Below are 20626 nucleotides of genomic sequence, written 5' to 3' on the forward strand. Positions count from 1 at the left end.
GCGCGGGCCAGATCGAGGCAGACAATGGCGCAGTTCCGACCGACGTCCCCGCATCTTTCCGTCTATCGCTTTACCCTGACCATGACCCTGTCCATCGTGCACCGCGTGCTGGGCATCGGGCTCTATCTGGGCACCGTCCTGTTTGCGCTCTGGCTGGGGTCGGCCGCGCTGGGACAGGATCAGCTGGCCGCCGTGCAGGGGTTCTTTGGGCATCCGATCATCCAGATCGGGCTGTTTTTATACACCTGGACACTGTTCCATCACATGGCCGGCGGGCTCAAGCACTTCATCTGGGACACCGGCGCCGGGTTCGATCCGGCCAGCCGCGAGGCCATCACGCTTGCCACGCTTGTTTTCTCGATTGCGGCGACGGTTATCGTCTGGGCCGTGTTCGTCTGGTTCTAGGGGGAACACCATGCAGACAAATCCCAAGGAAAAGGGCACCGGCGCCTTCATTCTCCAGCGCGTCACCGGGGCGATCAATATCGTTCTGGTCGGGTTCTTGATCTGGCTCGTCGTTTCGCTGTCGGGCGCCGACCGGGCCCAGATGACCGCGACCTTTGCCAATCCGCTGGTGTCGATCCTTGCCATCGTCCTGTTCGCCGTCGCCTTCATCCACATGCGCAACGGCATGAACGAGGTGATCGAGGATTACATCCACGAGCCGCGCAATCACTCGCTGGCCAAGGCGGCCAACACCATTTTCACCGTGATCGTGGGCGTTATCGCCCTGGTTTCGGTTCTCGTCCTCGCCTTCGGAGGTTAATTTCGCTCATGGCTTCGGCTTACCAAATCATCGACCACGCCTATGACGTCGTGGTGGTCGGCGCCGGCGGCGCGGGACTGCGCGCCACGCTGGGCATGGCCGAGCAGGGCTTTTCGACCGCCTGCGTCACCAAGGTCTTCCCCACCCGCAGCCACACCGTCGCTGCGCAGGGCGGCATCGCGGCCTCGCTCTCCAACATGGGCCCCGACAGCTGGCAGTGGCACATGTACGACACCGTCAAGGGGTCGGACTGGCTGGGCGATAATGACGCCATGGAATATCTGGCCCGCGAGGCCCCCCAGGCGATCTACGAGCTCGAGCATTACGGCGTGCCGTTTTCGCGCACCGAACAGGGCAAGATCTATCAGCGCCCGTTCGGCGGTCACATGACCGAATATGGCGAAGGCCCCCCGGTGCAGCGCACCTGCGCGGCGGCTGACCGCACCGGCCATGCCATCCTGCACACGCTTTATGGCCAGTCGTTGCGCAACAACGCCGAGTTCTTCGTCGAGTATTTCGCGCTCGATCTGATCATGGGCGAGAATGGGGAATGCCAGGGCGTCATCGCCTGGAAGCTCGACGATGGCACCATCCACCGCTTCCGCGCCAAGATGGTTGTGCTGGCCACCGGCGGGTACGGACGCGCCTACTTCTCGGCCACGTCGGCCCACACCTGCACGGGCGATGGCAACGGCATGGTGGCCCGCGCCGGGCTGCCGCTCCAGGATATGGAATTCGTCCAGTTCCACCCCACGGGCATTTACGGCTCGGGGTGCCTCATCACCGAGGGCGCGCGCGGTGAGGGCGGATATCTCGTCAATTCCGAGGGCGAGCGCTTCATGGAGCGCTATGCCCCCAACGCCAAGGATCTGGCGTCCCGCGACGTCGTTAGTCGCTGCATGACCATGGAAATCCGCGAGGGGCGGGGCGTGGGCGCCAAGGGCGACCACATCTTCCTGCACCTCGACCATCTCGATCCCGCCGTGCTCCATGAGCGGCTGCCGGGCATTTCGGAATCGGCAAAGATTTTTGCCGGCGTCGATCTCACCCGCGAGCCGATCCCGGTCATTCCCACCGTCCACTACAATATGGGCGGCATCCCGGCCAATTATCACGGCGAGGTGCTCAACCCCACCGAGGGCGATCCCGATCGCGTGGTGCCCGGGCTGATGGCGGTGGGCGAAGCGGCCTGCGCTTCGGTGCACGGCGCCAACCGGCTGGGGTCCAACTCGCTGACCGATCTTGTGGTGTTCGGCCGCGCCGCCGCGCTGCGGGCCGGCGCGGTGATGGACCGGAGCGCACCGATCCCTTCGATCAACAGCGCCCAGGACGACAAGATCCTCGCCCGGTTCGACCGGCTGCGTCATGCCAATGGCAGCGCGCCGACCGCAAAACTGCGCGACAAGATGCAGCGCGCCATGCAGGAAGACGCCGCCGTTTTCCGCACCCAGGAAACCCTCGAAGCGGGCTGTGAGCGGATTTCAGGCATCTGGGCCGACCTCGCCGACGTCAAGGTCACCGACCGCTCGATGATCTGGAATTCCGATCTTGTGGAAACCCTCGAGCTTGAAAACCTCATGGCCAACGCCATCACCACGGTCTATTCGGCCGCGGCGCGCAAGGAGAGCCGCGGCGCTCACGCCCGCGAGGATTTCGCCGATCGCGACGACGTCAACTGGCGCAAGCACACGCTGAGCTGGATCGATGATGCGGGCAAGGTGACGCTCGGCTACCGTCCGGTTCACGTCGATCCGCTGTCCGATGGCATTGATCTCAAAAAGATCGCGCCCAAGGCCCGCGTTTACTAAGGAGCGAACGAAACATGGCTGAACTCGTCCTCGACAAGCGCTCCCGCCCCAAAAAGGGCAAGACCTGGCCAAAGCCGGACGGCGCGACGAACCTGCGTGAATACAAGGTCTATCGCTACGATCCCGACACGGGCGACAATCCGCGCATCGACGTCTATTTCGTCGATCTCGACGATTGCGGGCCGATGATTCTCGATGGGCTCTTGTGGATCAAGAACAACATCGATCCCACGCTCACCCTGCGCCGCTCGTGCCGCGAAGGGATTTGCGGTTCGTGCGCCATGAACATCGACGGCGCCAATACGCTGGCCTGCACCAAGGGCATGGACGAGGTTTCAAACGGCCCGATCGCCGTCTATCCGCTGCCGCACATGCCGGTTGTGAAAGATCTGGTGCCCGACCTTTCGACCTTTTACGAGCAGCACAAATCGGTCCAGCCATGGCTGCAGACCAAATCACCCACCCCGGACACCGAATGGCTGCAGTCGAAAGAGGACAGGGCCAAGCTCGACGGGCTTTACGAGTGCATATTGTGCGCGTGCTGCTCGACCTCGTGCCCGTCCTATTGGTGGAACGGCGAAAAATATCTCGGTCCGGCCGTGCTGTTGCAGGCCTATCGCTGGCTGATCGACAGCCGCGACGAAGCCACGTCCGAACGCCTCGACGATCTTGAAGACCCCTTCAAGCTCTATCGCTGCCACACCATCATGAACTGCGCCAAGGTCTGCCCCAAAGGGCTCAACCCGGCCAAGGCGATTGCCGAAATCAAGAAGATGATGGTCGAACGCAAGGTGGCCTGAACCGGCGCCATGCGATAGACGTTAAAGGGGTCCGTGGACAGTCCACGGACCCCGTTTGCTTTTAAGGAGCCGCGCCATGACCGACTATGAAACCATTGTCTATGTCGAACGCGAATCGGTGGCCCGGCTCATGGTCACCGCGCTTCAGGCGCACGGGTTCACCCCGCGCGAAATCACCGATGGCGGGCTGCCGGGCATCGGGGCGGGGCTGACGGGCAAGGGCCTGGCCATCGCCGTGCCCACCCATGAGGCCCGCGACGCCCAGCCGCTGGCCGAAGCGTTGCTCAAGGACATGCTGGACCGCTAGAGCCGCTTGCAGCGAGCCCATTGGGCAACGCCGCTGCTGCCTTCCCCACCCTGTCACCCCGGCTTGACCCGGGGCCCAGTACACTCAGCGTCCGAGATAAAAACCCCGGCTCTGCCGCTTACGGATCCCGGGTCTTCGCCCGGGATGACCAGTGTGGAGACAATGTGGTTTGAGCACGTGTTCGCGCAACACCTCACTCGGTCGCCTTGTCCTTGAGCCAGTCCACCATGGTTTGCGGCAGCTGGTGGTTGTCCACGTCGCGGGCCATCACCTTACGCCATTTGGTAATCGCTTCACGCTGGTGCTCCTGCCGGCTCACCCGATCGAAAAGGATCAAGAGCTCGATCAGCCTTTCGGTGGCCAGCGTATCGGTGCGCATGGCCGGCAACAGCGCGGGCACGATCAGGTCGAGATAGTGGGCCAGCCCCAGCTCGGGCCGCTTGAGCGCGGCACGCCCATCGCTGGTGAACAGCACCCGGGGCACGCCGTCCGAGCGGACCAGCGGCAGGAGCGAGCCGCTCATATGATCGATGGCGGCGACGGCTGTGTTGGGATCGTTGATGCCGGGCGAGAGCGCCCGCAAGGCGATATCGATCAGCGCACGCGCCTCATAGGTGGCTTCCTGGAGCACGTCGCGGCGCGGTCCGATGGTAAAGCATTTGATCAGCGCCCTGATGTCGGGAGCAGGTCCCTCCACATGCGCCATAGGCATGCCTTCGGCCACATAATCGTCAACCCGCAGATCGATTTCGAGGCGCAGGCTGTTGTCCTTTAGAATGTGGAGCAGCTGATCGTAGGCGATGTGGCGGATATAGCCGCTGCCGGGTGCAGGAACGGGCGCCCCGGCAAAGCCGTCGAACTCTTTGAGGCGGCGGTTGGCGCTGGCGATATCGGAGGCATCGGCCCTGGCGGCGACCTTGCCGACGGACTTGGCGAACCGCTTGCCCAGATCGGCGACGATGACATCGGCCTGGATCGACAGCGCCATGTGGTGGACGAAATAGATCACCAGCCCGAACGCGCCGGTGGCGATGACGATTGTGGCGGCCACGGCGAGCTCGGGCACGAACCCGTCCTCGAGCTCGCTCACTTCCCCCAGCACCACGAGGGCGAACAGGAACACGCCCACAAAGGCACCCAGAACCGACTGGGTGGTCCGGTCCTGCATGAACATGATCAGCACGCGCGGACCCAATTGTCCCGAGAGCTGGGTCAGTCCCACAAAGGTCAGGGAAAAGACCAGAGAGGCCATGGTCATCATGCCCCCGGCAATGGTGGTCAGAACGGCCCTTGCACCTTCAGGACCGAACCGGGGATAAAAGGATTGCTCGCGCAGGTTGGAAAGCGCATCGATGGTGTCGATCAAGACAAACAGATTGCCCAGCGCAATCCCGGCCATGGCCATCAACAGCGGCATAAACCAGAAGCTTCCGGCAATCGAAGCCATGAAAGCCTTGAGGTGGACGTAAAATCCCATCCGGTCTTTCCTTTTGGATCAGTGGCACGGGGGCCCAAACCGATGTTGTCCCATAACCGCCATATTGGCCACAATAGTTAACGCTGAACCCTTTGGACGGACCGGAGGGCTTGAGTCTTGAACGCTGCCGCCTTAAAGCCAAAGAGGTCGGAGCGCGATCACGGCCCCAAAGGGCCGAAAAGCGAAAGGTTTCGTGCCTTTTGATCTCGATCCGCACGACAAGCAAGGCCGCCGGCAGCGCCGTTGGAACGGTACGGAACGCTTTACGTTCCCGCATGTCCCGTCCGGGCCGAACACATGGAGCTGTTATGGTTGGAACTCTTACAAGATCGCTCGCAGTGATGATGGTCATCGGTGGCACCGCAGTGCTTGGTGCCTGTTCGCCGACCTCATTCGGCCGGTCGGCCCCTACGGTCACCGCCACGCCGCCACCGCCGACCCTTCAGCCGGTGCAGACAGGTTCGGTCTCCACGTCCGACCTGCCGCCCATCGACGGGTCGACTGTTCTGCCACAAGACCCGCCCACCACAGGCACGCCCACCGTGCCGGGCAACACCGCATCGCTCGATGGCAGCGCGTCGACCAGTTCGCCGGGTTTCCTGCTCGACGATGTGGGCAGTCCCGGCAACACCACGGGCGGGCGCAATCTGACCGGCAGCGTCACCATCGAGCAGCTTTTGGGCGGCTGGACCGTGATGGTCGGCGCCGAACAGTGCCGTCTCAATCTCACCTATACCGCCAAGGGCTCCACCGGCCGCTATCGCGCTTCGACGCCGGGTTGCATGGTTGAGGGCCTTATGGACGTGACCTCGTGGAACCTTCTGGGCAACCAGATCCAGTTCTATAACGAGAGCGACGAGTTGGTCGGCACGCTGTTCCAGAGCGGCAACCGGTTCGTGGGCACGCTTGCGGGCGGTCAGTCCGTTTCAATGGTCGGCTAGGGAGCTTTCCCGGAAAAAGTGGACGCCACTTTTTCGGTTCGGGAAGGCGACCACAAGAATACCGGGGGCCGATGAGCCAATGTAGCGCGAAAGATTCCGGGGCTTGACCGGGAGCGAAGGAGCCTCGGGCTCCATTGTCGATGCGTATGCCGACATGATCGTCGCCGGGCAGGTCAAGCCCGACGCGGCGCAAAAGCACGCTGTCGAAAAATTGCAGAAGGTCGCCGAAGGGCTCGATCAGCTCGAAGCCCATGCGGGCTCGGTTTTGTCCGCCCTGTTCCGGCGCAAGCGCGAAGCGCCCAAGGGCCTCTACATCTGGGGCGATGTGGGCCGGGGCAAGACCATGCTCATGGATCTGTTTTACAGAACGGTCCCGGTCAGCGCCAAACGGCGCGTGCATTTCCATGAATTCATGAACGAGGTGCATGAGGGGATCGCCAAGTTCCGTTCTGAAAATCCCGGGACCAAGGGCTCCCGTGATCCCATCCCGGCAGTGGCGCGGCCCATCACCCGCTCGGTGCGGCTGTTGTGTTTCGACGAGTTCTTCGTTTCCGACATCACCGATGCCATGCTGCTGTCGCGCCTGTTCGAGATCTTGTTCGCCGATGGGGTCGTGGTGGTGGCCACCTCCAACATCCCGCCCGAAAAACTCTACTGGAACGGGCTCAACCGCCAGCTTTTCGAGCCCTTCATCGATCTGCTCACGGCCCATACCGATGTCTTCAATCTCGATGCGGATACCGACTATCGGCGCGAACGGCTCGATGCCCAGGACGTCTACAAGATCGGCACCGGGCCCGATGTCGATGGCGAAATGGATGGTCTGTTTGATCACCTGACGGGCGGGGCCGAGCCAAAGCCCGACGCCATTGAAAGCCTTGGCCGCGTCATCGCCGTTCCGGCCCAGGCCATGGGCGTGGCGCGGTTCGATTTCGCCGATCTGTGCGAACGCCCGCTCGGCGCGCGCGATTATCTCAAGCTGGCCAACCGTTTTCACACGCTGATGATCGATCATGTGCCGGTGTTTGACCGGCTCAGATCGGACGCCGCCAAGCGCTTCATCCTGCTCGTCGATACGCTCTACGATCGCGGGGTCAAGCTCGCCGCCAGCTTTGCCGCCCCGCTCGACGATCTCGCCCAGGACGAAAGGACCCGGTTCGAGTTTGCCCGTTGTCTGTCCCGGCTCGAGGAGATGCGCTCGGCCGATTACATCGCCCAGCCCCTGCGCACCGGTTCAGGTCAGTCTTCCTGACTTAATTGACGCGGCAGGGAAAGTGGCAAACCCCGTCGTTTCTCCCTCCCCGTCGCCAACCCGGACTTGATCCGGGATCCATTACCCCCGGCCTCGTCGCATTGCACCATCTGCCGCTTCGACCGCGGAGTTTATTGGACCCCGGCTCCAGGCCGGGGTGACGGTTGTGGCTGGGTTGGCCGTGCGTCCAAACAATCCTTGATCGTAATACGAACGGTTCACTTGCGTCCAAAGACCGCAGGGTCTATGGAGGGCGCGAGGAAAACGTTACTTTACCTATAGGGAAACTTGCTCATGGCGCGTAAGAAAATCGCTCTGATCGGTGCCGGTCAGATCGGGGGGACACTCGCACATCTGGTGGCGCTCAAGGAACTTGGCGACGTCATGCTGTTCGATATCGTTGACGGCGTGCCCCAGGGCAAGGCGCTCGATCTGGCCCAGTCGGGTCCGGTCGAAGGATACAATTCCACCCTCAAGGGCACGTCCGAATACAAGGACATCGAGGGCGCCGATGTGGTCATCGTCACCGCCGGCGTGCCGCGCAAGCCGGGCATGAGCCGCGACGACCTTCTGGAAATCAATTTGAAAGTCATGGAGCAGGTCGGCGCGGGCATTTCCAAATACGCCCCCGACGCGTTCGTGATCTGCATCACCAACCCGCTCGACGCCATGGTCTGGGCGCTGCAGAAATTCTCCGGCCTTCCGGCCGAAAAGGTGGTCGGCATGGCGGGCGTGCTCGACAGCGCGCGCTTCCGTCACTTCATCGCCGATGAGCTCAATGTGTCCGTGCAGGATGTTACAGCGTTCGTGATGGGCGGGCATGGGGACACCATGGTGCCGCTGGCGCGCTATTCGACGGTTGCCGGCATTCCGCTCCCCGACATGGTCAAGATGGGCTGGATGAGCAAGGACAAGCTCGACGAAATCATCCAGCGCACCCGCGATGGCGGCGCCGAGATCGTTGGGTTGCTGAAAACCGGTTCGGCCTTTTATGCCCCCGCCGCGTCGGCCGTCGAGATGGCCGAATGTTATCTCAAGGACAAAAAGCGCATCCTGCCCTGCGCCGCGCATCTGACCGGCCAGTTCGGCCTGTCCGATACCTATGTCGGCGTTCCGGTGGTGATCGGGGCGGGCGGTGTCGAGCGGGTGGTCGAGATCGAACTCAACGCTTCTGAAAAGAAGATGTTCGACGCCTCTGTCGCTTCGGTCGACGGGCTTGTCGAAGCCTGCAAGAAGATCGCGCCGAAACTGGCGTAACCGATCCGGCCCGGAGACACCGTCTCCGGGCTTTTCCCTTTCTGCCGAACGCTAAAAAAGGTTCGTACCCGCGATGAACATTCACGAATACCAGGCCAAGGAACTGCTCAAGGGCTACGGCGCCCCGGTCGCCAAGGGCGTGGCCATCATGAGTGCAGATGAGGCCGAAGCGGCTGCAAAATCGCTTCCCGGCCCGCTCTATGTGGTCAAGTCCCAGATCCACGCCGGCGGGCGCGGCAAGGGCAAGTTCAAAGAGCTCGGCCCCGATGCCAAGGGCGGCGTGCGGCTGGCCAAGTCGATCGAGGAGGTCGTGGCCAACGTTCGTGACATGCTCGGCAACACGCTGGTCACCGCCCAGACCGGCGATGCGGGCAAGCAGGTCAACCGCCTCTATATCGAGGACGGCGCCGACATCGATCGTGAACTCTATTGCTCGCTGCTGGTCGACCGTTCGGTGGGCAAGATGGCGTTCGTTGTGTCCACCGAAGGCGGCATGGACATCGAGCAGGTCGCCCATGACACGCCCGAAAAGATCGTCACCGTCGCCATCGATCCCGAAGCGGGCGTCACCACTGCGAATGTGAGCGAGATTTCGAGTGCGCTGAAGCTCGCGGGCGCTGCCGCCGAGGACGCCAAGTCCCTCTTTCCGGCGCTCTACAAGGCGTTCGTCGAAAAAGACATGGCGCTTCTGGAAATCAACCCGCTCATCGTGATGACTGACGGCCATCTGCGCGTTCTCGACGCCAAGGTGAGCTTTGACGGCAACGCCCTGTTCCGCCATTCCGACATCTTTGCCCTGCGCGACGAGACCGAGGAAGACGCCAAGGAGATCGAGGCGTCCAAATGGGATCTGGCCTATGTGCCCATGGACGGCAATATCGGCTGCATGGTCAACGGCGCCGGGCTGGCCATGGCGACCATGGACATCATCCACCTCTACGGCAAGGAGCCGGCCAATTTCTGTGACGTTGGCGGTGGCGCGTCAAAGGAAAAGGTCGCCGCGGCCTTCAAGATCATCACCGCCGACCCCAAGGTCGAAGGCATTCTGGTCAACATCTTCGGCGGCATCATGAAGTGTGACGTGATCGCCGAGGGCGTGGTCGCCGCCGTCAAGGAAGTGGGCCTGACCATTCCGCTGGTCGTGCGCCTTGAAGGCACCAATGTCGAGCTGGGCAAGAAGATCCTCAACGAATCGGGGCTGGCGATCACCGCCGCCGACGATCTCGATGACGCTGCCCAGAAGATCGTTGCGGCCGTCGCCTAAGCCCGAACAGACAGGATTTAGCCAAAGACATGTCCATTCTCGTCAATAAAGACACCAAGATCCTCGTGCAGGGCCTGACCGGCAAGACCGGCACGTTCCACACCGAACAGGCGCTGGCCTATTACGGCACCCAGATGGTCGGCGGCATCCACCCCAAAAAGGGCGGAGAGACCTGGTCGGGCGCGGGCGGGGAACAGCTTCCCATTTTCGCCACCGTCGCCGAAGGCAAGGAAAAGACCGGGGCGGACGCTTCGGTCATCTATGTGCCCCCCGCGGGTGCGGCCGATGCCATCATCGAGGCGATCGAAGCCGAAATTGGTTTCATCACCTGCATCACTGAAGGTATTCCGGTTTCCGACATGGTGCGGGTGAAGGCCCGGCTCGAAAAGTCCAATTCGCGCCTTCTGGGCCCCAACTGCCCCGGCATCCTCACCCCGGAAGAATGCAAGATCGGCATCATGCCCGGTTCGATCTTCCGCAAGGGTTCGGTGGGCATTGTGTCGCGCTCGGGCACGCTTACATATGAAGCTGTGTTCCAGACCACAAATGAGGGCCTTGGCCAGACAACGGCGGTCGGCATTGGCGGCGATCCGGTCAAGGGCACCGAATTCATCGACGTGCTCGAGATGTTTTTGGCCGACGACGCGACCGAATCCATCATCATGATCGGCGAAATCGGCGGCTCGGCCGAAGAGGACGCCGCCCAGTTCCTGATCGACGAAGCCAAAAAGGGGCGCTCGAAACCCATGGCAGGCTTCATCGCGGGCCGCACGGCACCCAAGGGCAAGACCATGGGCCATGCGGGCGCCGTGGTCTCGGGCGGCAAGGGCGATGCGGAATCGAAAATCGCCGCCATGGAAGCGGCGGGCATTACGGTTTCGCCCTCGCCCGCGCGGCTTGGCACAACGCTGGTCGAAGTCCTTAAAGGCTGAGACACGACAATGTTATCGGTGACCGGGACTTAGGTCCCGGTTAACCAAATCGACAGGCGGAAACGCCATAGTTCAACCGAATTTGGCGGCCCATACCGGGCGGGTTGAACACATCTTTACTGAGGGGGATCGGGACCCCCAATCGAGAGCGAAATGGCACGACAGGACCAGAACGAAGCGTTCCTCCTCACTTCCTTCCTTTATGGCGGCAATGCCGATTACATCGACGCGCTGTACGCCCGCTACAAGACCGACGCGAAAAGCGTCGATCCCAGTTGGGCGGAGTTCTTCGACAATCTTGCCGACAGTGCCGATTGCGTCACCAAAAACGCCGATGGCCCAAGCTGGCAGCGCGCCGACTGGCCGCGCGCCACCAATGGCGAGATGATCTCCGCGCTCGATGGCAATTGGGGCGAAGTGGCGGTCAAGGCCCAAAAGGCGGTCACCGAAAAGGCCAAAGCCGGCGGCGAGGTGGTTTCCACAGAAGCCGTCATGCAGGCGACACGGGATTCGATCCACGCCATCATGATGATCCGCGCCTACCGCATGCGCGGACATCTGCACGCCAATCTCGATCCGCTCGGGCTCGAAAAAAGCGAGGACGCCCCCGAGCTCGATCCGGCGGCTTACGGGTTTTCCGAGGCCGATTACACCCGCGAAATCTTCATCGACAATTATCTCGGGCTCGAATTTGCCACCGTGCCCCAGATGCTCGAAATCCTCAAACGTACCTATTGCGGCACGCTGGGCATCGAGTTCATGCACATCTCCGATCCCGAGGCCAAGGCCTGGATCCAGGAGCGCATCGAAGGCCCGGACAAGGAAATCACCTTCACCCCCCAGGGCAAGCGGGCGATCCTGAACAAACTGGCCGAAGCCGAGGGGTTCGAGAAATTCCTCGACGTCAAATATACCGGCACCAAGCGGTTTGGTCTGGATGGCGGCGAAGCGCTGATCCCGGCGCTCGAACAGATCGTCAAGCGCGGCGGCGCGCTTGGGGTCAAGGATATCGTTCTGGGCATGGCGCATCGCGGCCGGCTCAATGTCTTGACCCAGTTGATGGCCAAGCCCCATCGCGCCCTGTTTCACGAGTTCAAGGGTGGCGCGTTCTACCCTGACGACGTGGAAGGGTCGGGCGACGTCAAATATCACCTTGGCGCATCGTCGGACCGTGAGTTCGACGGCAATTCGGTGCATCTTTCGCTCACCGCCAACCCCAGCCATCTGGAAATCGTCAATCCGGTGGTTCTGGGCAAATCGCGCGCCAAGCAGGACCAGCTTTCGGCAAAGGACGGCCGGTTCGTATCCGATACGCGCGACACCGACCGCACTTCGGTGCTGCCACTGCTGCTGCATGGCGATGCGGCCTTTGCCGGGCAGGGCGTCGTGGCCGAGTGTTTCGGGCTTTCGGGTTTGAAGGGCCATCGCACCGGCGGGTCGATCCACTTCGTGATCAACAACCAGATCGGGTTCACCACCAGTCCGCATTTCTCGCGGTCCTCGCCGTACCCGACCGATGTGGCCAAGATGATCGAGGCGCCGGTCTTTCATTGTAATGGCGACGATCCCGAGGCCGTGGTTTACGCCGCAAAGATCGCCACCGAGTTCCGCCAGAAGTTCGGCCGTCCTGTCGTTATCGACATGTTTTGCTACCGCCGGTTCGGACACAATGAAGGCGACGAGCCCAGCTTTACCCAGCCGCTCATGTACAAGGCCATCCGCAGCCACAAGACGACGCTGGACATTTATGGCAGCAAGCTGGTCGATGAGGGCGTCCTCTCCGCCGAAGACTTCGACAAGCTCAAGGCCGACTGGCGCGCCAGGCTCGAGGCCGAGTTCGAGGCGGGGCAGGATTATCGCCCCAACAAGGCCGACTGGCTCGACGGTGCCTGGAAAAACATCAAGCTCGCCGAAGTCGATGGCCCGCGCCGTGGTGTCACCGGTATCGATATGGACCGGCTCAAGACGCTCGGCGAAAGGCTGACCAGCGTGCCGGGCGATTTCCACGCTCACCGCACCGTCCAGCGGTTCCTCGACAACCGCAAGAAGATGATCACCGAAGGCGAGGGGATCGACTGGGCCACCGCCGAAGCGCTGGGTTTTGCCTCGCTGCTCGAAGATGGCCATCCGGTCCGCCTTTCGGGCCAGGATGTGGAGCGCGGCACGTTCTCCCAGCGCCATTCGGTGCTCTACGACCAGGAAAACGAATCCACCTTCACCCCGCTCAACAACCTCGTTGACGGGCAGGCCCGCTACGAAGTCATCAATTCGATGCTGTCCGAAGAGGCCGTGCTCGGGTTCGAATACGGCTATTCGCTGGCCGAGCCCAATGCGCTCACGGTCTGGGAGGCCCAGTTCGGCGATTTCGTCAATGGCGCGCAGGTGATCATCGATCAGTTCATCGCGGCGGGCGAACGCAAATGGCTGCGCATGAGTGGTCTGGTGATGCTGTTGCCGCATGGCTATGAAGGCCAGGGTCCCGAGCATTCCTCGGCCCGCCCCGAACGCTTTTTGCAGCTTTGTGCCGAAGACAACATGCAGGTGCTCAACTGCACCACGCCGGCCAATTATTTCCATGCGCTGCGCCGTCAGCTCAAGCGCGACTTCCGCAAGCCGTTGATCATCATGACCCCCAAATCGCTGCTGCGCCACAAGCGGGCGGTATCGGGTCTGGCGGAAATGGGCTCCGATACGTTCTTCCATCGCCTGCTCTGGGACGATGCCGAAGCCCCTGGCCTGCCCAAGACCGAAATCAATCTGGTGGGCGACGACAAGATAAGGCGCGTGGTGATCTGCACGGGCAAGGTCTATTACGATCTGCTCGAAGATCGCGAAAAGCGCGGCATCAACGACGTCTATCTGATGCGTCTCGAACAGCTCTATCCGTTCCCGGCCAAGGCGCTGATCGACGAGTTGAGCCGGTTTACCAACGCCGAAGTCGTCTGGTGTCAGGAAGAGCCCAAGAACATGGGCGCCTGGTCGTTCGTTCAGCCCTATATCGAATGGGTGCTCGAGCAGATGGGCCGTCCGGGCGGGCGTCCGCGCTATGTGGGCCGTCCGGCCTCGGCCTCGACCGCCACGGGCCTGATGCGCACCCATGTCGCCCAGCTGCAGGCCTTCCTCGACGAAGCCTTCGAGTAAACCCCAAGATCGACCAGACCCGGCCCCTGTGGCCGGGGCCCCAAATCGAACAAGGATATTAAGAGATGTCCACTGAAGTCCGCGTCCCGACCCTGGGCGAAAGCGTCACCGAAGCCACCATCGGCCAATTGTTCAAAAAGGTCGGCGATGCCGTTTCGGCCGACGAGCCCATCGTCGAGCTTGAAACCGACAAGGTGACCATCGAGGTTCCCGCCCCGGTCTCGGGCACGCTCGAAGCGATTTCGGTCAATGAGGGCGATACCGTCGAGGTCGGCGCGCTGATCGCGGCAATTGCCGCCGGTGCCGCCCCGGCCAAATCGGCCGAAGAGCCCAAGCAAGATCCCAAGACTGAAGAGTCCAAAGCCGAAGCGCCCAAAGGCGAAGCCGCAAAGCCCGCAGAGGCTCCCGCCGCCGGGACCGAAATGCCGCCCGCCCCGTCCGCTGCCAAGATGATGGAAGAGCGTGATATCGAGCCGTCCTCGGTTGCCGGCTCGGGCAAGCGTGGCCAGGTTCTGAAAGAAGACGTGCTCAAGGCGCTCGACACCACAGGGTCGTCCAAGGCCGAAGCGCCGGCCCCGGCCGCTCCGCGTGCCGCACGGGCCGAGGATCAGGGCGGGGAAGAGCGGGTCAAGATGACCCGGCTGCGCCAGACCATCGCCAAGCGCCTGAAGGATGCCCAGAATTCGGCGGCCATGCTCACCACCTTCAACGAGGTGGACATGAAGCCGGTCATGGATCTGCGCAATTCCTACAAGGAGCTGTTCGAGAAAAAGCACGGCGTCAAACTGGGCTTCATGGGCTTTTTCACACGGGCCGTTGTCCACGCTCTCAAGGAAATCCCGGCGGTCAATGCCGAAATCGACGGCACCGACATCATCTACAAGAACTTCGCCCATATCGGCGTTGCGGTTGGTACCGAAAAGGGCCTCGTGGTTCCGGTGGTGCGTGATGCCGACCAGATGAGCATCGCCGAGGTCGAAAAGGAAATCTCCCGGCTCGGACGCGCAGCGCGCGACGGTCAGCTTTCCATGGCCGACATGCAGGGCGGCACCTTCACCATCTCCAATGGCGGCGTTTACGGCTCGCTGATGAGCACCCCGATCCTCAATGCCCCCCAGTCGGGCATTCTGGGCATGCACAAGATCCAGGAGCGCCCCGTCGTGGTCGGCGGTCAGGTCGTTGTCCGCCCGATGATGTATCTGGCGCTCTCTTACGATCACCGGATCGTGGACGGCAAGGAAGCGGTCACCTTCCTGGTCCGCGTCAAGGAAAGCCTCGAAGATCCGCAGCGGCTGGTCCTCGACCTCTAGCCCTTTTCGAGGGCGGCAACACCGAAACGGCAATGATTGGCAATATTGGGCTCCCGAACACTCAAGTCCATAGATTTTCGAGCCAACATTGCCCCATGGGAGCGTTCAAATCATGACATTCGAGTTATGGATGGTGGTTGGTTCGGTGGTGCTGCTTTTCGCGCAGATCACCATCCAGGCGCTGCTTCTGACCGCGCAATTGGGGTCCGAATACAATGCCAGCCCGCGTGACGAGGACCGCCCGCTGACCGGCAAGGCGGCCCGCGCGAAGCGCATGCTGGACAACTACCTCGAAACGTATCCCGCCTTCATCGCCCTGGCGCTGGTGGTGGTGGTTTCGGGTGGTTCGAACTGGCTGACCCAGGGTGGCGCCGCCCTCTATATCGTGGCCCGCATCGCCTATATCCCGCTCTATATTCAGGGCATCGCCTATATCCGGTCGCTGGCCTATACGGTCGCGTGCCTTGGGTTGCTGGTGATGCTGATCGGGCTCGTCATCTGACGCGCCCAAGCTGGCAAACCGTTGATTTAAGGATAAAATTCATGGCCGAAAGTTTCGATCTCACCGTCATCGGCACCGGACCGGGCGGCTATGTCTGCGCCATTCGCGCCGCGCAACTGGGCATGAAGGTTGCTGTTGTCGAGAAATGGCCAAGCTTCGGCGGCACCTGCCTCAATATCGGCTGCATACCGTCCAAGGCCCTGCTGCACGCGTCGGAAATGTTTGAGGAAGCCGGCCACACCTTCCCCCAGCTCGGCATCGAGGTCGGCGCGCCCAAGCTCAACCTGCCCGCCATGATGGCGCACAAGGACGATACGGTGGCGTCGAACACTGGTGGCATCGAATATCTGTTCAAAAAGAACAAGATAACCGCCTTTAAAGGCACCGGTAAGATCGCCGCCCAGGGCAAGGTGACCGTCACCGCAGAGGACGGTTCGGAAACGGGGATCGAAACCAAAAACATCGTCATCGCCACTGGTTCGGTGTCGGCCAATTTGCCGGGCATCGAGATTGACGAAGAGAAAATCGTCACTTCGACCGGGGCCCTCAAACTCGACAAGGTGCCAGATAACCTTCTGGTTATCGGTGCCGGCGTTATCGGCCTCGAGCTCGGCTCGGTCTGGGCCCGCCTCGGCGCCAAGGTTACGGTCGTTGAATTTCTTGATCGTATCCTGCCCGGCATGGACCTCGACGTCGCCAAACAGTTCCAGAGAATGCTGTCAAAACAAGGGTTTGACTTCAAACTCGGCACCAAGGTCACTGGCATCGAAAAGACCGAATCCGGTCTCGTCGCGTCCCTTGAGCCCGCCGCGGGCGGCGAGGCTTCGACGCTCGAAACCGACATCGCGCTGGTCTCGATCGGCCGCATCCCCTTCACCGACGGGCTCGGGCTGGACGATCTCGGCATCGAGCGCGACAAGCGCGGCCGGGTGGTAACTAACGGACATTACAAGACAAATCTCGATGGCATCTACGCGATCGGGGACGTGATCGCCGGACCGATGTTGGCCCACAAGGCCGAGGACGAAGGCATCGCGATTGCCGAAATCCTCGCCGGCCAGGCCGGTCACGTCAATTATGATGTCATCCCCGGCGTCGTTTACACCAACCCCGAAGTCGCCTCGGTCGGCAAGACCGAAGAAGACTTAAAGGCCGAGGGTATTGCCTATAAGGCGGCTAAATTCCCCTTTACCGCCAATGGTCGAGCCAAGGCGATGCTCGCGCCGCAGGGGTTCGTCAAGATCCTCGCCGACAAGGAAACCGACCGGGTTCTGGGCTGCCACATCGTTGGCAAGGGCGCCGGTGAAATGATCCACGAAGCCGCAGTGCTGATGGAATTTGGCGGCTCGGCCGAGGATCTGGCCCGCACCTGCCACGCCCATCCCACAATGAGCGAAGCGGTGCGCGAAGCCGCGCTGGGGCTGGGCGACGGGTCGATTCACATCTGACAGGCTGGACCTTGTAGACATAAAAAGGGCCGCATCCGAGAGGAATGCGGCCCTTGGTGTTTGCGGTGTTCAGATTTACGGCTCGTAGGTCACGGTGCCGGATTCATAGGCGGCCCGGCAATCGCTGGCATCGGCGAGCAGGTTGGATTCGAGCAGTTCGAGCGCGCCGCCACGCCCCTGAAAACGGGGGTCGTCGCACACGCCATCATAGGCCGAAGCGCTTGAGTCATCGCCGAAATTGATCCGGAAATCACCGTTCGAACCGCTGTCCGAACCCTCTTCGGCAAGCGTTACGGTGCCCTCGGAATAGGCGGTGGAACAATCGGTGGCATCGGCCATCAGATGATCGTCTAGCGCAACGCCAACTCCCGAGCCGGTAAAGCGCGGATCGTCACATTCGGCATCGTTGGAATAGGTGCCCGAATCATCGCCGAAATCGATGCCGTCGATCATCGTGGTGCCCGAGCCCTCGCCCATATAGGTAACCTCGCCAGCTTCCAGAGCCTCACGGCAGTCGGTGGCATCGGCCATCTCGTGACTTTCGAGAGCGCCACCGAAGCGGGGGTCGTCGCACTCACCGTCATTGGCCCAGTTGCCTGAATCATCGCCAAAGTCGATGTCGCCGAGCGCGACGTCGCTTCCGCTCTCGTCAGGCGCGTCATAGGTCACTTCACCGGCTTCGTAGGCGGTGCGGCAATCGGTGGCGTCGGCCATTTCGTGGCTGGTCAGCGAGCCGCCAAAGCGCGGATCGTCACATTCGCCATCATTGGCAAAAGTGCCTGTATCGTTACCGAAATCGATGTCGCCCGCGACGGCGTCACTGCTTGTGTCGTCGGGCGCATCATAGGTTACCACTCCGGCCTCATAGGCAGTGCGGCAATCGGTGGCATCGGCCATCTCGTGGCTGGCGAGCGAACCGCCGAAGCGCGGATCGTCGCATTCGCCGTCATTGGCCCAGGCGCCAGAATCGTCACCGAAATCGATGTCGCCGTCCGGCTGTACCGCGCCGCTGACCTCATTGGAGGCTTCGAAGGTTACCTCTCCGGCCTCATAGGCTGTGCGGCAGTCGGTGGCGTCGGCCATCAGATGGCTGTCGAGGGTGCCACCGAAACGAGGGTCGTCGCACTCCTGGTCATTGGCCCAGGCGCCCGAATCATCGCCAAAGTCGATCTCGCCGGCGTCCTGCGCGGCCGGGGCGACGGGCTCGTCGGCCGCAACAAGGGTGACTTCGCCCGCTTCAAACGCGGCCTCGCAGTCCGCTGCGTCGCGCATTTCATCGACCGGGCTGCGGATCAGCGCCGCGCCAGGGCCTTCGAAGCGTGGATCGTCGCACTGGCCGTCGTCGGCCCAGGTGCTCGAATTGTCCCCGAAATCGATATCCTGAGCCAACGCCGGCGCGCCAAGCGTAAGACCGAGAGCGAGCACGGCGCTGCTCATCATCAACTTGGTTGCTTTCATAAAAGTCTCGTCCCTCTTACTGGCCGGTTTGCACCGCGCTTTTGGGTTGGGTTGTGAGCCGAGTGAACAGCAAAATCCCGCAAATTACCAGTGCCGTTCCCACGCCATGGATCGGCGTGAAGGGCTCACCCAGAATGAAAATGGCGAGAACAATGGTCAGGATCGGCGAGATATTGCCGAACACCGCCGTTCGCTCGGCGCCCACCATGCCGATGGCTGCGGCAATGATGGACACCGGGGCGACAGTGGCGGCGAGCGCCAGCGCCAGCAGGATGGAAAAGGTCCCGGGCGGGATTGCCAGACCAGCCAGAGGGTGAGTGGCCAGAAAATGGATGAATACCGCACCCGCCGCCGCGATCATCGCAATGGCGGTGAACAGTCTTGGGCCCAGTGCATCGATCAGCGGCTTTGCAAACAGCTGGTAGAGCGCATAGGCCAAAGCGCTGGCCAGCGCGAACAGCGTGCCTGCCACGACACTCTCGCCTTCGATCACCATGTCATGGCCAAAGATCACCCCGATGCCCACATATGCCAGAAGCGCCGCGCCCACGACAGATGCCCTGAGAGGGCGGTGGAACAGCACCGCACCCAGGATCAGGACCATGAACGGATAGGTCAAAAGCACCAGCCGGTTGAGCTGGGCGGTAATGAGGTCGAGGCTGAGAAAGTCGAGAAAACTCGCCCCATAATAGCCAAGGATGCCGATGGCGGCAGCGCCGGCAACCGAGCGCGCCGGCACGGGCCTGTTGGCCTGGCGTCCCCGCCCCGCGCGGCGATCGCGGTAGGCCAGAAACCCCATAAGGGCAAAGAACGGCGTCGCCAGAAGCATGCGCCAGGTCAGGGTCGTTATGGCATCGAGGCCCTGCGCGTAGGCGAGCTTGACGAAAATGCCCTTTGTGGCAAACAGGGCCGCGCCGAGCGCAGCGAGTGCGAGACCGGTGAATTGATCCCGATCGGATGAAGACAAAGCGGACATGGGGAGGTACTGGCCAGAATAATGTCCGGCGATCCTATACCTCCATTGCGCCGGGCGCTAGCGGCGCGGATGGGCCGCGCGGTAAGCCTCGAGCAGTCGCTCGCCGTCGATATGGGTATAGATCTGGGTGGTCGAGAGCGAGGCGTGACCCAGCAATTCCTGGATAGCGCGCAGATCGCTGCCCCGTGCCAGAAGGTGGGTGGCAAAGGAATGACGCAGCGCGTGCGGTGTTGCCGAAGCCGGCAGGCCCATGGCGCCGCGCAACTGCTCGAGACGCAACTGAATCAGGCGAGGGCTGAGCGGGCCGCCGCGTACGCCGCGAAACATGGGCTCGCTGGGCGAAACGGTGAACGGGCAGAGCCGCATATATTCCTCGATGGCTGCCCTGACCGGCGAGATCAGCGGCACCAGCCTCACCTTGTTGCCCTTGCCGGTTATCCGCAGGGTCTTGGCGTCGAGATCGGCGCGGGTCAGGGCCAGGGCCTCGGAAATGCGCAGGCCGGCGCCGTAGCACAGGGCGATTGCTGCGGCATCGCGCGCTGCCACCCAGGGTCGGTCTTCGAGCTCGTGGATTGCGGGGCCGGCGCCTTTCGCTTCGGATGCCGAGAGCGGCTTGGGCAGGGATCGGGGCAGTTTTGGCGTGCGGATCACCGAAAGTGCCTCGAGCGCCATGATGCCTTCGCGTTCGAGATGGGTAAACAGCGATTTTATGCCCGAAAGCGAGCGGGCGAGGCTGCGCGAGCCCAGATCATTGCGGCGGCGGGCGGCGAGAAAGGCGCGCAGATCGGCTGGTCGGAGCGTCTTGAGGTCGGCGATGTCGACGGTTCCGCCAAGGTGGCCGGACAGAAATGCCATGAACTGGTCGACGTCGCGACCATAGGCCTCCAGCGTCCTGGGGGACAGCCGCCGGATGGTTGCTAGCTCGCGCCGCCAGTTCGATATGTGGGCGCGAAGGGTATCGGAGATGGCAAAGCCGGTGTCGGTCAT

At 62.1% G+C, this 20626-nt stretch carries 18 protein-coding genes; 14 read left to right on the top strand and 4 right to left on the bottom strand.

Features of this window, described 5'->3' with window-relative positions; all coding sequences use genetic code 11:
- Positions 1-24: 24 nt before the first annotated feature.
- The 5 genes from sdhC (at position 25) to V6617_RS01085 (ending at position 3681) form a co-directional block, all read left to right on the top strand.
- Positions 25-405, top strand: a complete 381-nt coding sequence (sdhC, locus tag V6617_RS01065) for a succinate dehydrogenase, cytochrome b556 subunit (RefSeq protein WP_338608520.1) — start codon at positions 25-27, stop codon at positions 403-405.
- A gap of 10 nt (positions 406-415) precedes the next feature.
- The gene (sdhD, locus tag V6617_RS01070) at positions 416-766 is read left to right on the top strand and encodes a succinate dehydrogenase, hydrophobic membrane anchor protein (protein ID WP_338608521.1); all 351 of its coding nucleotides are present in this window, start codon (positions 416-418) and stop codon (positions 764-766) included.
- An 8-nt stretch (positions 767-774) separates the two neighbouring features.
- On the top strand, positions 775-2574 hold the full coding sequence (gene sdhA / locus V6617_RS01075) for a succinate dehydrogenase flavoprotein subunit (RefSeq protein ID WP_338608522.1): 1800 nt from the start codon (positions 775-777) through the stop codon (positions 2572-2574).
- A 14-nt stretch (positions 2575-2588) separates the two neighbouring features.
- Positions 2589-3374, top strand: coding sequence for a succinate dehydrogenase iron-sulfur subunit (locus V6617_RS01080; RefSeq protein ID WP_338608523.1), 786 nt, complete (start codon positions 2589-2591; stop codon positions 3372-3374).
- Positions 3375-3450: 76 nt separating this feature from the next.
- Complete coding sequence (locus V6617_RS01085) at positions 3451-3681, top strand: hypothetical protein (RefSeq protein WP_338608524.1); 231 nt, start codon at positions 3451-3453, stop codon at positions 3679-3681.
- 193 nt (positions 3682-3874) lie between these two features.
- Here the strand turns inward: V6617_RS01085 and V6617_RS01090 are convergent, their stop codons facing one another.
- A complete protein-coding gene (locus tag V6617_RS01090) occupies positions 3875-5158 on the bottom strand; it encodes a DUF2254 domain-containing protein (protein WP_338608525.1) in 1284 nt (427 codons plus the stop codon).
- 341 nt (positions 5159-5499) lie between these two features.
- Between V6617_RS01090 and V6617_RS01095 the strand changes: the two genes are divergently transcribed.
- The 9 genes from V6617_RS01095 to lpdA all read left to right on the top strand — a co-directional run bounded on the left by V6617_RS01095 (position 5500) and on the right by lpdA (position 17205).
- Positions 5500-6099, top strand: a complete 600-nt coding sequence (locus V6617_RS01095; RefSeq protein ID WP_338608526.1) for an AprI/Inh family metalloprotease inhibitor — start codon at positions 5500-5502, stop codon at positions 6097-6099.
- Positions 6100-6202: 103 nt separating this feature from the next.
- Positions 6203-7351, top strand: a complete 1149-nt coding sequence (zapE, locus tag V6617_RS01100; RefSeq protein ID WP_338608527.1) for a cell division protein ZapE — start codon at positions 6203-6205, stop codon at positions 7349-7351.
- Positions 7352-7645: 294 nt separating this feature from the next.
- Positions 7646-8608, top strand: a complete 963-nt coding sequence (gene mdh / locus V6617_RS01105) for a malate dehydrogenase (protein ID WP_338608528.1) — start codon at positions 7646-7648, stop codon at positions 8606-8608.
- Positions 8609-8681: 73 nt separating this feature from the next.
- Positions 8682-9872, top strand: coding sequence for an ADP-forming succinate--CoA ligase subunit beta (gene sucC / locus V6617_RS01110; RefSeq protein WP_338608529.1), 1191 nt, complete (start codon positions 8682-8684; stop codon positions 9870-9872).
- 29 nt (positions 9873-9901) lie between these two features.
- Positions 9902-10804: a succinate--CoA ligase subunit alpha gene (gene sucD / locus V6617_RS01115; protein ID WP_338608530.1), complete on the top strand. Its 903-nt coding sequence runs from the start codon at positions 9902-9904 to the stop codon at positions 10802-10804.
- A gap of 153 nt (positions 10805-10957) precedes the next feature.
- Entirely contained in the window at positions 10958-13945 is a 2988-nt protein-coding gene (locus V6617_RS01120; RefSeq protein ID WP_338608531.1) for a 2-oxoglutarate dehydrogenase E1 component, read from the top strand.
- A gap of 65 nt (positions 13946-14010) precedes the next feature.
- Complete coding sequence (odhB, locus tag V6617_RS01125) at positions 14011-15255, top strand: 2-oxoglutarate dehydrogenase complex dihydrolipoyllysine-residue succinyltransferase (protein ID WP_338608532.1); 1245 nt, start codon at positions 14011-14013, stop codon at positions 15253-15255.
- Between the two features lie 112 nt (positions 15256-15367).
- Positions 15368-15757, top strand: coding sequence for an MAPEG family protein (locus tag V6617_RS01130; RefSeq protein WP_338608533.1), 390 nt, complete (start codon positions 15368-15370; stop codon positions 15755-15757).
- Positions 15758-15798: 41 nt separating this feature from the next.
- Positions 15799-17205 (top strand): dihydrolipoyl dehydrogenase, encoded by a 1407-nt coding sequence (lpdA, locus tag V6617_RS01135; protein ID WP_338608534.1) that lies wholly within the window; start codon positions 15799-15801, stop codon positions 17203-17205.
- 75 nt (positions 17206-17280) lie between these two features.
- On the opposite strand, the gene V6617_RS01140 is transcribed toward lpdA, so the two are convergent.
- Genes V6617_RS01140 through V6617_RS01150 form a run of 3 tightly spaced genes read right to left on the bottom strand, consistent with a single transcriptional unit; the run spans position 17281 to position 20626 of the window.
- Positions 17281-18663 carry a hypothetical protein gene (locus V6617_RS01140; protein WP_338608535.1) on the bottom strand — a complete coding sequence of 461 codons (1383 nt, stop codon included), beginning with the start codon at positions 18661-18663 and terminating at the stop codon, positions 17281-17283.
- Positions 18664-18679: 16 nt separating this feature from the next.
- On the bottom strand, positions 18680-19639 hold the full coding sequence (locus V6617_RS01145) for a DMT family transporter (protein ID WP_338608536.1): 960 nt from the start codon (positions 19637-19639) through the stop codon (positions 18680-18682).
- A gap of 57 nt (positions 19640-19696) precedes the next feature.
- Entirely contained in the window at positions 19697-20626 is a 930-nt protein-coding gene (locus V6617_RS01150; RefSeq protein ID WP_338608537.1) for a tyrosine recombinase XerC, read from the bottom strand.

The sequence above is a fragment of the Pelagibacterium nitratireducens genome (genome assembly GCF_037044555.1).
GTDB classification, from domain to species: domain Bacteria; phylum Pseudomonadota; class Alphaproteobacteria; order Rhizobiales; family Devosiaceae; genus Pelagibacterium; species Pelagibacterium nitratireducens.